This window comes from Pseudomonas neuropathica, assembly GCF_051174785.1.
Lineage (GTDB): Bacteria > Pseudomonadota > Gammaproteobacteria > Pseudomonadales > Pseudomonadaceae > Aquipseudomonas > Aquipseudomonas neuropathica_A.
Genome location: NZ_CP195111.1, coordinates 1,937,860 through 1,950,966, shown reverse-complemented (window position 1 = coordinate 1,950,966; position 13,107 = coordinate 1,937,860). Strand labels below are relative to the sequence as shown.

Below are 13,107 nucleotides of genomic sequence, written 5' to 3'. Positions count from 1 at the left end.
TGCGATCTTTTTGGCTCATCGCGAATTTCACAGACGCGGCGCCGGAATCTGGTCGAGCAGTTGCTGGAGCACTTGATCGACCTGCAGGCCTTCGATATCCAGCTCCGGGGCAATGCGTACGCGATGGCGCAGTACCGCCAGTGCGCAGCCCTTGATGTCATCGGGAATCACGAACTCGCCGCCACGCAACAGGGCACGAGCGCGGGCGCAGCGCACCAGGGCAATCGAGGCGCGCGGCCCGGCGCCAAGGGTCAGCCCCGGCCAGGTACGAGTGCCGCGCGCCAGGCGCACGGCGTAATCGAGCACCTGATCGTCCAGAGGCAAATCACTGGCGATGCGTTGCAAGGCTTGCACATCCTTGGCTTGCAGCACGGTGCGCAGCGGTTGCACATCGAGCATGTCGGCGCGGGTCGAGCGGCAGACCTGACGCACCATGTTCAGCTCCTGATCGGCGTCGGGGTAGTCCATGCGCACCTTGAGCATGAACCGGTCGAGTTCGGCTTCCGGCAGGGGATAGGTACCTTCCTGTTCGATCGGATTTTGCGTGGCCAAAACCATGAACGGTTGCGCGATCGGCAGGGCCCGACCTTCGAGCGTGACCTGACGCTCCTGCATCGCTTCGAGCAAGGCGGCCTGGGTTTTCGCCGGGGCGCGGTTGATCTCGTCGGCCAGCAACAGGTTGGTGAACAGCGGACCTTTGCGCAGCTTGAACTGCTCGGTTTGCAGGTCGTACACGGCGTGGCCGGTGACGTCGCTGGGCATCAGGTCCGGGGTGAACTGAATCCGCGCAAACTCGCCACCGAAGCAACGGGCCAATGCGCGCACCAGCAGGGTTTTGCCCAGCCCCGGCACGCCTTCGAGCAGCACGTGGCCACCGGCGATAAGTGCCGTCAGCACGTCGTCGATCACCTGGTTCTGGCCGATCAGGGCTTTGTGCAATTCGCCGCGCACCGCTTGTGCCAACTGGCTGGCACGCTGGCGTTGCTGGGCGGCGTGACTCGCGCTGCCGGGCTCGATCTGTTCAGTCATAGCGTGTTCCTCAGGGTTTGCAGGTGGGCGACCTGGCGGCAGAAATCGGCGCTGGAGACCCGCCGGTTCGGCACCGGGCTCAGGGCCTGGCTGATAGCGCGGGTGGGTTGCCGGGTCAGGCGCGACAATGCCAGCCATTGTTCGGCAACGTTCAATTGATCAAAGCCGGGATGGCGGCGACGGGCGCGGCGCAGCACATCCTGTTGCAGTGCCTGCAGCAACGCTTGCTGGCCGTTATGGCGCAACAGGAAATCGGCGCTGGCGCGCAGGTGCTCCTGCAATTGCCGACGTCCGCTCGGGGCAGGTAACTGAAGCGGGCCGTGGCGTACAGCGACGTGCCAGAGCCAAAGGCCGACCAACGCGAGCAGGGCGACGATGGCTTGCGGGAAGTAGCGCCAGAGCAAGGTCAGCAGGCCATCGTGCTCGGTGTTGTAGATCAACGTGACGTCGGTGTCGGCGCTCAGATACCAGAGCAGCCAGGCGTTGTCGTATTGGCTGATGGTGTTGTTCTTCCACAACTCGGCGTCGGTAACCACGGTGATCGAGCCAAGGCTGTAGGGCAGTTGCATCATGTGCGTGGCCCTGGCGCTGTTGGCCCAGGCTTGCGCAAGATTCTTCGGGTCGTCGAGGTGAAAGTCGGTGTCGAAACCGGCGTAGGCCGGAGCGTCTTCGTCCTCCAGATAAAGTTTGGTCAGTTTCGGAAAGCGCTCTGGCTCAACGTCGGCGGGCAGGTCTTTGAGATCTTTGCTCAGGGATTGATGCAGTTGCACCCGGTCGAGTAACAGGTCGTTACTCTGCTTCGTCTGCTCATCCCACAACGATTCGGCGACGAACACCAGTCGCCCGCCGGCGCGCGTCCAGTTCAATACTTGGTCAACCTGACGCGGGGTCATGCGTGAGCGGTCGTTGAACAACAGCAACGAATGACTGCGTGGGTCAATGTCCGGAAGCACGGCGAGGCTTTCGGCATGGCTGACCGTGAGGCCGCGTTCGCGTAAAAACAGCTCGGCCGCCAGATAGGGATTGGCTTGCGCGGCCGGCGCAGGGCCGTGATCGACTTCTTCCTGATAAGGCTTGGCGTTGAGGTAGAGGAACACGCCCAGCGTCCCGATTAACAGGGCGATCAACGCCGCGACCCACCACAGTGTCCGGCGACTCAACGGGCGGCTCCGGGGCCAAACAAGGCACGCCAGCCATCACACAATTCCTGTTGCAGCGGCGCCGCCGGCACGCGATGCCCGTAGGCCATGCTCTGCCAGTGGGTAGTCAGGTTGCGGCTGAACGCGAGCAGATCGGGGCGCTGCAATTGCTCAACGTGCGCCAGTACCTGGAGTTCGGTATCGGCGGGTTTCAGGCTCAGATCGAAGTCGTGGAGCAGGTGGCTGAGCAGCCCTCGATAGAGCAAGCCCAACGCTGCACGGGGCTGGCTTTGCCACAGTTGTTCGGCATGGGCGGCAATGTCGTCAGGCAAGGTGTCGCGGTTCAAATCCAGACCGAAGGCTTGCTGCGGCAACGCCCGTTTAGTTTTTGAAGGAAGTCTGGGGCGGCGGCTGACAAAGGCTCGGAGAAATTCACGATAACGCCAGATCAGCCAGCCCAGCGCAGCAATGAGCGTGCCCCACAACAGCACTTCAATGATCTTCGCCAGTCCATTCAAGTGTTGCCCGTCGAGCCAGCCCAGCAGAGTTTTCAGCCACTGCGGCGCTTCGCCCGGTTTCTGCGCTTCGGCAGGTTTCGCCGGGTCGTCGCCAAAGCGATAGCGGGTGACGACTTCCTTGTTCTTGAATGGCGGCTGTTCAAGCAGCGCCTTGATACTGTCCCGGGAGGCCTGACTGGTCAGCGGCTGATTCAACAAGCGCGGTGCCTGCGGACTGTCATCAGGCTCGGCCGCCCAGACAGAAGGCACATTCGGCAGCACCAGGCACACTGCCAGCAGCAATCCCAACACACCATTATTCAGACGCTGACGCAAGCGGCGGAATACCAATTCGATGTCCCATGCTTCCAGTTGTGTGCGCCGGTTCAGATAAAGGCTGAAGCCGCAGGCGACGTAGATCGGCTCCCACACCACCAGCACCAGCGCGTAGAAAGCATTGGTCAGGTGTTCGAGCCAGCGCCAGTCTTGATCCGCCGCGAGAATCAGTGACTGCCAGCTCCAATCCGTTTCGATTGGCTCCGGAAGCAACATGTAGAACAGCACCATCAAGCCGATCCACAGCGCGGTTTCCAGATGCACGCCGATGATCGTCAGCCATTGCGCGGCACCGGCGTTGCGTTGCAGCAGCACGTGCAGGCGTTGTTGTCGCGCGTTACCGTCGAGGCCTTCGAGCTGCACCACCGGCAGCAGAAAACTGCGGCTGAAACTCAGGCGGCGCCAGGTCAGACTGGCCAGCAGTTGCGGTTTGAGCAGGCGCGGCCATTCGCGCAAGGCTTGCTTGAGTGTCGGCGTTTCGCCGAACAGTGCTTTCGACAGGATGTACAGCGGCAGGCGTTCGTACGCCGGTTTCAGCCACCAGAAGATAAACACCGCCAGCGACGGCGAATCCCACAGCAGCAGGCTGAGCAGAACGAACAGCGGCAGGGTGATGATCGCCCAACTGGTCATCAGTAGACGCCGGTGTTGCTGACTCATCAGCACGCCGAGGTCCATGGCTTCCCAGGTTGTGCGCGGGCGGATTACCACGGTGGCGTCACTCAGGCGCATGACGGGTCCTTCCAGCGAACAACAGATAAAGCGCGACCAACGCCCAAAGCCCGGCGCCGACCAGATATTTGGTCAGTGGCGTGACACTGGTTTTCGACGACCAATAGGCTTCGATAAACGCGGCAATCAGCAGGAACAACATCACCCCGCACACCAGCAATACGCTCTTGCGCGCGGCCTGTTTCAGCGCTTCGCTGCGGGTCAGCCGTCCGGGCGCGATCAAGGCCCAGCCGAGTTCCAGGCCTGCCGCCCCGGCGAGGGCGATGGCGGTGAGTTCAAAGGCGCCATGGGCGATGACGAATGACCAGAAAGTCTGGCCGAAACCGATCTCGCTCAGGTGCCCGGCGACCGCGCCGATGACCATGCCGTTGTAGAACAGAAAGAACGCACTGCCCACGCCCAGCAACAAGCCGCTGGCGAAGGTCTGAAAGGCAATGCCGATGTTGTGCATCACGTAGTAACCGAACATCACCCAGTCTTCGCTGGCCGCGCGCTCGGCGGTGCGCCCGAGGTGGCCGGCAACCGGGTCGTACATGCCTTGCATTTCACGCACCTGATCGGCGGGGATCAGGTTGTAGATCAGCTCGGGAAACACATACACCAGCATGCCGACGCCCATCAGGCTGCCAAAGAACAGCAGGCTGGCGACCAGCACAAAAGGCCATTCGGCGCGGACCAGTCTGGGGAAATCGGCGAGGATGAAGCTCAGCAGACTGGCGCCGAGTCGGCTGCGATGACGGTACAACTGTTGATGCCCGCGCAGCACTTGTTGTTGCAATGAATCAATGAGGAAACTGCTATAGCCGCGTTCCTGGGCCAATGCCAGATGTTGGCAAAGCCGTCGATACGCCTTGGGGAAACCGCCGACTTGCGAGGTGTCCTTGCCACGCTCAAGGCGTTCGAGGGCCAGCGCAAAACGCTCCCATTCGGCCTTGTGGCGACTTTCGAAAAGGCTTTGCTTCATGTCGGACCCAACAAACCGCGTGCGATGCCGTTGAGCTCAACGACAGCTTTGGGCGCGGAAATATGCAGTGGCTGGGCGAGCAGTGCTGCCAGCTCACTGACCCGCGCTGGCGATAACTCACCTTGGCGCTCGGCAAAACCCAGCACGGCGCGTTGTTCTGCGAGCGTCAGGGGGACGGGCGAGCGCTGTGGTTCGGCTTCAGGCAGTTGTGGGCGTGTCAGCGGGCGCTCGTTGTAGATCACCAGTGTGCCGGCAGCGATGTCGCCGAGGCGTTTGAAGGTCGGGTGTTGCAGGCAACTGAGGGTGCCGAGAAAGTAGCCGAAAGGCAGCAGATCGACAAAACGCAGCAGATTGCGCAGCAGCGAGGCCGACCAGCCAATCGGTGTGCCGTCGTCGTGCACTACGCGCAAGCCCATCCACTGCTTACCCGGTGAGCGGCCCTGACGCAGCACTTCGAACAGCACCATGTACCACCAGCTGATCGCAAACAGCAGCAGCGAACCCAGACCGATGCCGAGCTTGCCGAGAAACGCCAGGGCGATGAACAGCACGCCCATGATCACTCCGCGAATACCCAGATCGACCGCAAAGGCCACGGCGCGCACCATCAACCCGGCGGGACGTAACGGCAGGTCGATGCCTTCCGGCGTTTCGACCTGATGCCGCGTATCCAGCGGCGGGGCCAGCGGTGCTTTCCTTGGCGGTGCTGTGGGCTCGAGCATGGGCTACCTGATGTTCGCCTGTTCGGGGTGCAAGTGAGGCCGATGCTAGCAGCCTCTCGGGGGAAAACGACATAACTATGTATTGCCCAGCGATAGCTGCAAGGTGTTTGAATGTTTCAAGGCTGGCCGCGACGGCGGTCGAGCGCCTAGACTTTGCCGATCTTCAGTTCAGGAACCGCCCGTGACTTCAATCTTCTGGTACGACTACGAAACCACTGGCATCAATCCGCGTAACGACCGCCCGTTGCAGGTGGCGGGGATTCGCACCGACCATGCGCTCAACGAAATCGACGAGCCGGTCAACCTCTACTGCCAGCCCAGCGAAGACATCCTGCCGCATCCGGCGGCTTGCGCGATCACCGGCATCAGCCCGAGCCAGCTCGCCGAAAAGGGTTTGAGCGAAGCTGATTTCATGACTCGCGTGCATGCCCAACTGGCGGCTCCGGGCACCTGTGGCGCCGGTTACAACACCCTGCGCTTTGACGACGAGATGACCCGTTACAGCCTGTATCGCAATTTTTTCGACCCGTACGCCCGGGAGTGGCAGGGTGGCAACAGCCGTTGGGATCTGATTGATGTGGTGCGCGCCGCTTATGCGCTGCGTCCTGACGGCCTGGTCTGGCCGACCGATGACGAAGGTCGGGTGACGCTCAAGCTAGAACGCCTGACAGCGGCGAACAATATCGATCATGGCCACGCCCACGAAGCCTTGTCAGACGTTCGCGCCACCATCGCATTGGCCCGGTTGATCCGCGAGAAACAGCCAAAACTGTATGACTGGCTATTCCAGTTGCGCAGCAAGCAAAAGGTCATGGATCAGATTCGCCTGTTGCAGCCGATGGTGCATGTCTCGGGGCGTTTCTCGGCGGCGCGCAGTTATGTCGGTGTGGTGCTGCCACTGGCCTGGCACCCGAAAAACCGCAATGCCCTGATCGTCTGCGATCTGCACCTCGATCCCCGAGGGTTGCTCGATCTGGACGCGCACACCCTGCGCCAGCGTTTGTACACGCGCCGCGACGACTTGCTGGAAGGTGAGTTGCCGGTGCCGCTCAAGCTGATTCACATCAACCGTTGTCCGGTGGTGGCGCCGCTTGCGGTTTTGCGCGCGCAGGATCAGCAACGTCTGGGGCTGGACATGGCGCTGTATCAACAGCGAGCGCTGCGGCTAACTGACGCACAGAAAGTTTGGAAAGATAAAGTTGCAGAGATTTATGTCAACGAAGATTTCATTCCGAGCGAGGATCCGGAACAACAGTTGTACGACGGATTTATCGGTGACCGCGACCGGCGTCTATGTGAGCAAGTGAGGAGCGCTGACCCGGCACAACTAGCACAAGAGCAATGGCCTTTCGATGACGAACGTCTGCCCGAATTACTCTTTCGATATCGCGCACGTAACTTTCCCGAGACGTTGAATTTCGAAGAGCAAGAGCGCTGGAGAATATTTTGTCAGCAGCGCTTGTCCGCGCCTGAATGTGGCGCACCCAATACCTTGAAATCTTTTACCGAGGCGGCCGAGCAATGGTCGCTTAATGCCACGCCGATGCAGAGTGAAGTGCTCAATGAATGGAAGAATTATGTCCAGGCATTGCGCAAACGTTTGAATCTTTGAAATCGAACATGACCAGGCTTAAATGCCGGGCATAAAAAAACGCCAGCATTCGCTGGCGTTTGTTTTTTCGCGGATCGCTCTGCGAAGGCGTTGCGGCTTAGCCCAGCAGGGTAGCCCAGCCTTCAACCACGTCACCGCCCCACTTGGCTTTCCACTCTTTCAGAGTTTTGTGGTTGCCACCTTTGGTTTCGATGACTTCGCCGTTGTGCGGGTTTTTGTATTGTTTAACTTTGCGAGCACGCTTGGTGCCGGTAGTTTTTACTGCGCCGCCGCGTGGCGCTTTGGTTTTTGCATCCGGATCCAGCAACGCGATGATGTCACGCAGGGATTTGGAGTATTCGCCCATCAGGGTGCGCAGTTTGCCTTCGAATTCCAGCTCGGCTTGCAGTTTGTCGTCTTGGGACAGGTTCTTCAAACGGGCTTGCAGCTCTTTGATAGCTTCTTCGGTGGCGCGATATTCGTTGATCAAGGACATGATTACTACCTTAGTAGAGTGCGGGATGGCAGGGAGACAGTGCCGCAATAATAGTCAGGCTGTTTCATCAAGTAAACATTTAACCGGAGTTTTTATTTAAATTAGTTACGAGAAACTGCTCTCTATTGAATATTCAGTTAAATAGTGTGATCCAGTCATCACAGATATTCACAGTTGTCAGATCAAGCGATGCCACAGGATCACCAGCACGTGGCGGTTATTCCCTCGAAAGCCGTAGCGCCGGGCCTGGGTCGGGGCCGTGCTGATCAATACTGCAGTTTTCCTGCGCAGCCGCTAGAATGGCGGCCTTTGCGAAGTTCTGGAGTTTCCCCCTCATGCGCACTTTTCGGCTGGTGATATCTTGCCCGGACCGCGTTGGCATTGTTGCCAAAGTCAGTAATTTTCTGGCAGCCCACAACGGCTGGATCACCGAAGCGAGCCACCACTCGGACAACCAGGTGGGCTGGTTCTTCATGCGTCACGAAATTCGTGCCGATTCGCTGCCTTTCGGCATTGAAGTTCTGCGCGAGAAGTTTGCGCCGATCGCCGAAGAGTTTTCGATGGACTGGCGCATCACCGACACCGAGCAGAAAAAGCGCGTTGTGCTGATGGCCAGCCGCGAATCCCACTGTCTCGCTGACTTGCTGCACCGCTGGCACAGCGATGAACTGGACTGCGAAATCTCTTGTGTGATTTCCAACCACGATGACCTGCGCAGCATGGTCGAATGGCATGGCATTCCTTACTACCATGTCCCGGTCAATCCGCAGGACAAGCAACCGGCCTTCGACGAAGTGTCGCGCCTGGTCAAACAGCACGATGCCGAAGTGGTGGTGCTGGCGCGCTACATGCAAATCCTGCCGCCGGACATGTGCCGCGAATACGCGCACAAGGTCATCAACATTCACCACAGTTTCCTGCCGTCGTTCGTCGGCGCCAAGCCGTATCACCAGGCGTCGCTGCGTGGCGTGAAACTGATCGGTGCGACCTGCCACTACGTGACCGAAGAGCTGGACGCCGGCCCGATCATCGAACAGGACGTGGTCCGCGTCAGCCACAGTGACAGCATCGAAGACATGGTGCGTTTCGGCCGTGATGTCGAGAAGATGGTGTTGGCTCGGGGCCTGCGTTATCACCTCGAAGACCGCGTGCTGGTACACGGCAACAAGACTGTGGTGTTCTGATTCAAATCACGCAGGCTTGAAAAACCAAGGGTCTGGGCGTTCAATCGTCCAGGCCCTTGTTCGTTCAAGCCCCGAGGAAACCTTCATGAGTGATCCACTGGACAAAGCCACTTCCAAAGCACCGGCGACTTTGGGCGAGGGGTGTTTGAGTCGATATGATCCCGAGGACATGAGCCCGGAGGATGGTACCGAGTTTCCCGGCGCTGCCGAGTTGTGGGAACAACTCAAAGAACAGGAGCAGGACGACGTCAAGAAGCCTGTCTGACGTTCATCAGCTTCTTCAACAGCGGCCGCCCCAGCATCAATAGAAACACCGGGCCACCCACCAGCAGGTAAAAGTAATACGTCACCACCCGCCAGATCAGGATCGCCGCCGCTGCGGTGGATTTCCCCACCATCGGCGCCAATAAGGCCGCCGATGTCAGCTCCGCCGCCCCCGCACCGCCCGGTAGCAGACTGAATTGCCCGGCGCCCAGCGACAGCATCTGCACCAGAAAACTCCAGGCCCATTGCAAGTCTGCGCCCAGGCCGCGCAACGCCAGATACAACACGCTGTAACGCAGCAACCAATGCACACACGTCAGGGCGAAGACTTTGCTCAGCGTCTGCCAGGGCAACTTCAGCGTGTCGGTGAACGCGGCGAGAAAGTGCAGCAACTTGCGCGCCCAGCGGCGTCGGGTGCTGGCCTTGACGTTCATTCTGGCTAACAGGCGCCCGCTCAGGCGAATCAATGCGCGGTGATAACGCGCGAGCAATACACAACTGAACAAGCCACCGAACAACGAAACGGCGCTGACCGTCAGCAGCCACTCCAGCCGATCGCTGAGGTGTTGAAACAACGCATAAATCAGGATACCGCTGAGGGCACAGAGAAAAAACAGCAGGTCACTCAGCTGATCCATGGCAAACACTGCGCTGCCTCGCGCCGGGCGCACACCTGATCTGGCCAGCAGGGCCATGATCGTCAGTGGTCCGCCGCTGCCACCGGGTGTCGCGCAATAGGCGAATTCGGCGGCCATGACCACGCCAAGACTCTTCATCGGCGTGACGCGATCGCACTGATCGCCGAGCAGCAAACGTAAGCGCAAGGTATTGATGCCCCAGCACAGCAGGATCATGCCGAACATCACCAGCAGCCAGTGCAGCGGAAAGCTTTGCAGGCGCGCCCAGGTTTCGCTGCCGCCGAGCACCACCGGAATCAGCACGGCCGCGAGCAGGCCGATCAGCAGCAGAATGCCGCGACTCATGCGGCGCGCTCCCATTGGCTGCGCTGTTGCGCCAGCCAGTCGATTTTAGTCATCGGTACGCGTCCTTCCGCCAGCAGTCGTTCAAGGGTTTTCAACCAGTAATCACGGGAGAAACGGTGGCGCATGTCCACCGGGTGCAAGCCTAGACGAATCACCGGCGCCTGGCACCAGCGCTGTTCCCGCTGCTCGCAGACTAACTTTGACAAGCCTCGGCGCCAGGCACTGCGGGCACTCCAGACCAGACCTGGAGCATTGATGGCGGTGAACTCCGGCAACCGATACAGATGCTGCGGATCACTGGTATAGCTCAGCGGCAACTCACTCAGGGCCTGGCGGGTGCCGTCACTCATCAGCCAGGCAGGGGCGACGAAACCGTACAGGGGCCAGTTGTAGCGCTGGAATACATCGATACCCGCGCGCAGACGGGTGAAGGCGGACTCGCGGGACAAACGGTAGAACTCGCCTTCATGGGTGTAGACCCGGCGCATGAACCAGTCGCGCGGAGATGTCGGGCCGGGCTCCTGATCATCATGGAAGTAACCGTGCAGAGCCAGTTCATCGCCACGGGCAACGCGTTCATCGAGCAATCGGCGAAACGCCGGGTGAGCATTGAGGGCGTTTTGCCGATGGAAATCCGGCACCACCAGCCACGTCATCGGCACTTGTCCCAATGCGTCGACCGCTGCGACAAACGGTTGGTAATCCGCCCAAGTCGAGGGCGCCACGTCGTGCAGCACCAGCAGCACAGCCGGGAGATTCGTCGATTCAGCCATTGGCGACTCGTGGCAGTGTGTGGCCGAGGACGGCGTGATAGTGATCGAGCAGACTGTCGACCACCGTGTCCCACGCGTAATGCTGTTCAACATGCTCGCGCGCCTGTTGGCCGAGTTTCACGCAGCCGCGACTAAACAGTTCGCGCACGGCATTGGCCATCGCTTGCGGGTTGTTCGGCGCGCAGAGCAAGCCACAGGACTCGCTGATGATTTCCTCGAAGGCACCCGCGGCCACGGCGACCACCGGAATGCCACAGGCCATGGCCTCAAGAATCACCAGGCCGAAGGTTTCCTGATCACCGGCATGGACCAACGCGTCTGCGCTGGCCATCAATTGCGCGACTCTGTGTGGTGGGCAGAACTCATCGATCACACTGACGTTGTCCGGTACGGCGGCGGGCATTGATGAGCCGACCAACAGCAGGTGATAACGCGGGCCAAGGCGTTTCATGCAATTGAGCAGTACTGGCAGGTTTTTCTCTTTCGAACCGCGCCCGGCGAAAATCAACAGGCGCGTCTCTTCGGCGATGCCCAGTTCCGCGCGCAGATTGCGGTTGCCCGCGTCTGGATGAAAGGTCTGCAGGTCCACGCCCAATGGCTGCACGAAAACATTGCGCACGCCGAGTCCGCTGAGCTTGTCAGCCATGACCTGACTGGGCGCCAGGACCCGGTCGAAGTTGCCGTAGAGCCGGGTGACATAGGCCTCGATATTCGGCTTTACCCAATGGCCCATGCGATTGCCGACCAGCAAGGGCAGATCCGAGTGATAGAAACCGATCACCGGCACGTCCAGCTGCCGCCGCGCATCCAGCGCAGCCCAGGCGGTCAGATAAGGATCGCCGACTTCGATCAGATCGGGCTGCAAATCCTGCAGGACATTGCGCCATGGCGCGAGGCGTACAGGGAAGCGGTAACCTTTGCCGAACGGCAGGGCAGGGGCGGGAACCGTGTAAATACCGTCGTGTTCGCCGAAATGCGCGCCGGGAATCAACAGACTGTGGCGAATGCCGGTTTTGACCCCGAGCCGGCGGTGTTTTGCATCCAGATAAGTGCGCACGCCGCCGCTGGCCGGGGCGTAGAACATGGTGATGTCGGCGATATGCACAGTGATCAACCCTCCGCTGCGTGGTTCTCCCTTGGTTGACCTTTATCAAGAATAGATGTTCGGTCGGAATTGCGCGCTAAAGCAGAAGAGCGCCCTCACCCTAGCCCTCTCCCGGAGGGAGAGGGGACTGACCGAGGCGTTTGGGCTTGATACATCGACCTGAAAGTCTTCAGTCGAACTCAGGTTCTGAACAGCATGAAGATCGGCTCCCTTTCTCCTTCGCCCTTTTGAGGGAGAGGGGACTGACCGAGGCGTTTGGGCTTGATACATCGACCTGAAAGTCTTCAGTCGAACTCAGGTTCTGAACAGCATGAAGATCGGCTCCCTTCCCCCTCGCCCTTTTGAGGGAGAGGGGACTGACCGAGGCGTTTGGGCTTGATACATCGACCTGAAAGTCTTCAGTCGAACTCAGGTTCTGAACAGCATGAAGATCGGCTCCCTTCCCCCTCGCCCCCTTGGGGGCGGTCCGACGTTTCGGGAGGGCTGGGGTGAGGGGGTAACGCTCTTGATCTTCAGATCCGGAAACTACCCACAAGCTGTTTCAGACGCGAAGCCTGCTGCTCCAGATCCGAACACGCCCGCAACGTCGCCTGCAAGTTCTCCACGCCTTCCTGGTTCAGCGTATTGATCTCGGTAATATCGACGTTGATCGATTCCACAACAGCGGTCTGCTCCTCGGTCGCCGTGGCCACCGACTGGTTCATCCCGTCGATCTCGCCAATGCGCTGCGTCACGCTGTTCAGGCGCTCCCCGGCGAGGTTGGCAATCTCGACGCTGTCCTGACTGTGGCGCTGGCTGTCGCTCATGGTACTCACCGATTCTCGGGCGCCGACCTGTAGCTCCTCGATCATCGTCTGCACTTGCTGCGCCGATTCTTGCGTGCGGTGCGCCAGATTGCGCACCTCATCCGCGACCACGGCAAACCCACGGCCGGCCTCACCGGCACGCGCCGCTTCAATCGCCGCGTTGAGCGCCAGCAGGTTGGTTTGCTGGGAAATGCTGGTGATCACTTCGAGAATCTGGCCGATGTTCACGGTTTTGCTGTTCAGCGACTCGATGTTGCTGCTTGACGCGCTGAGCATGCTCGAGAGTTGGTTCATCGCCTTGATACTGCGATCCACCACTTGCTGGCCGTCTTCAGCCAGACCCCGTGCGTCGCTGGCCTGATTCGAAGCCTGGGCGGCGTTGCGGGCGATTTCCTGCGCGGCGGCACCGAGCTGGTTGATCGCCGCGGCCACGCTGCTGGTGCGCGAGGCTTGCTGATCGGAGTTGTACATCGACGAGTTCGACGC

Annotated in this window: 13 protein-coding genes; 3 read left to right on the top strand and 10 right to left on the bottom strand. The window is 60.1% G+C overall.

From position 1 onward, the window contains the following. Positions 1-27 precede the first annotated feature (27 nt). Genes ACRRSD_RS08890 through ACRRSD_RS08870 form a run of 5 tightly spaced genes read right to left on the bottom strand, consistent with a single transcriptional unit; the run spans position 28 to position 5,419 of the window. On the bottom strand, positions 28-1,029 hold the full coding sequence (locus ACRRSD_RS08890) for an AAA family ATPase (RefSeq protein WP_435037834.1): 1,002 nt from the start codon (positions 1,027-1,029) through the stop codon (positions 28-30). Then, the gene (locus ACRRSD_RS08885; RefSeq protein WP_435037833.1) at positions 1,026-2,189 is read right to left on the bottom strand and encodes a DUF4350 domain-containing protein; all 1,164 of its coding nucleotides are present in this window, start codon (positions 2,187-2,189) and stop codon (positions 1,026-1,028) included. The genes ACRRSD_RS08890 and ACRRSD_RS08885 overlap by 4 nt, the downstream gene beginning before the upstream one ends. Beyond that, positions 2,186-3,733, bottom strand: coding sequence for a DUF4129 domain-containing protein (locus tag ACRRSD_RS08880; protein ID WP_435037832.1), 1,548 nt, complete (start codon positions 3,731-3,733; stop codon positions 2,186-2,188). The genes ACRRSD_RS08885 and ACRRSD_RS08880 overlap by 4 nt, the downstream gene beginning before the upstream one ends. Further along, complete coding sequence (locus tag ACRRSD_RS08875) at positions 3,720-4,697, bottom strand: stage II sporulation protein M (protein WP_435037831.1); 978 nt, start codon at positions 4,695-4,697, stop codon at positions 3,720-3,722. Before ACRRSD_RS08875 ends, ACRRSD_RS08880 begins: the two co-directional genes overlap by 14 nt. Continuing rightward, positions 4,694-5,419: an RDD family protein gene (locus ACRRSD_RS08870; protein ID WP_435037830.1), complete on the bottom strand. Its 726-nt coding sequence runs from the start codon at positions 5,417-5,419 to the stop codon at positions 4,694-4,696. The genes ACRRSD_RS08875 and ACRRSD_RS08870 overlap by 4 nt, the downstream gene beginning before the upstream one ends. A gap of 181 nt (positions 5,420-5,600) precedes the next feature. Here ACRRSD_RS08870 and sbcB point away from each other — a divergent pair, with 181 nt between their 5' ends. Further along, positions 5,601-7,031, top strand: coding sequence for an exodeoxyribonuclease I (sbcB, locus tag ACRRSD_RS08865; RefSeq protein ID WP_435037829.1), 1,431 nt, complete (start codon positions 5,601-5,603; stop codon positions 7,029-7,031). A 97-nt stretch (positions 7,032-7,128) separates the two neighbouring features. Here sbcB and mvaT read toward each other — a convergent pair whose 3' ends face one another. Further along, the gene (gene mvaT / locus ACRRSD_RS08860) at positions 7,129-7,506 is read right to left on the bottom strand and encodes a histone-like nucleoid-structuring protein MvaT (protein ID WP_038366705.1); all 378 of its coding nucleotides are present in this window, start codon (positions 7,504-7,506) and stop codon (positions 7,129-7,131) included. A gap of 335 nt (positions 7,507-7,841) precedes the next feature. On the opposite strand from mvaT, the gene purU reads away from it, so the two are divergent. Together purU and ACRRSD_RS08850 are read left to right on the top strand one after the other, a co-directional pair. Next, positions 7,842-8,690: a formyltetrahydrofolate deformylase gene (gene purU, locus ACRRSD_RS08855; protein WP_007912774.1), complete on the top strand. Its 849-nt coding sequence runs from the start codon at positions 7,842-7,844 to the stop codon at positions 8,688-8,690. An 85-nt stretch (positions 8,691-8,775) separates the two neighbouring features. Next, positions 8,776-8,955 (top strand): hypothetical protein, encoded by a 180-nt coding sequence (locus ACRRSD_RS08850; protein WP_034153438.1) that lies wholly within the window; start codon positions 8,776-8,778, stop codon positions 8,953-8,955. Here ACRRSD_RS08850 and ACRRSD_RS08845 read toward each other — a convergent pair. The 4 genes from ACRRSD_RS08845 to ACRRSD_RS08830 all read right to left on the bottom strand — a co-directional run bounded on the left by ACRRSD_RS08845 (position 8,939) and on the right by ACRRSD_RS08830 (position 13,092). Beyond that, the gene (locus ACRRSD_RS08845; RefSeq protein ID WP_435037828.1) at positions 8,939-9,937 is read right to left on the bottom strand and encodes a lysylphosphatidylglycerol synthase transmembrane domain-containing protein; all 999 of its coding nucleotides are present in this window, start codon (positions 9,935-9,937) and stop codon (positions 8,939-8,941) included. The two genes, ACRRSD_RS08850 and ACRRSD_RS08845, sit on opposite strands and share 17 nt — an antisense overlap. After that, a complete protein-coding gene (locus ACRRSD_RS08840) occupies positions 9,934-10,710 on the bottom strand; it encodes a DUF2334 domain-containing protein (protein WP_435037827.1) in 777 nt (258 codons plus the stop codon). The genes ACRRSD_RS08845 and ACRRSD_RS08840 overlap by 4 nt, the downstream gene beginning before the upstream one ends. Continuing rightward, positions 10,703-11,815, bottom strand: coding sequence for a glycosyltransferase family 4 protein (locus ACRRSD_RS08835; RefSeq protein WP_435038489.1), 1,113 nt, complete (start codon positions 11,813-11,815; stop codon positions 10,703-10,705). The genes ACRRSD_RS08840 and ACRRSD_RS08835 overlap by 8 nt, the downstream gene beginning before the upstream one ends. A gap of 512 nt (positions 11,816-12,327) precedes the next feature. Continuing rightward, entirely contained in the window at positions 12,328-13,092 is a 765-nt protein-coding gene (locus tag ACRRSD_RS08830; RefSeq protein WP_371043227.1) for a methyl-accepting chemotaxis protein, read from the bottom strand. Between the last annotated feature and the right edge of the window lie 15 nt (positions 13,093-13,107).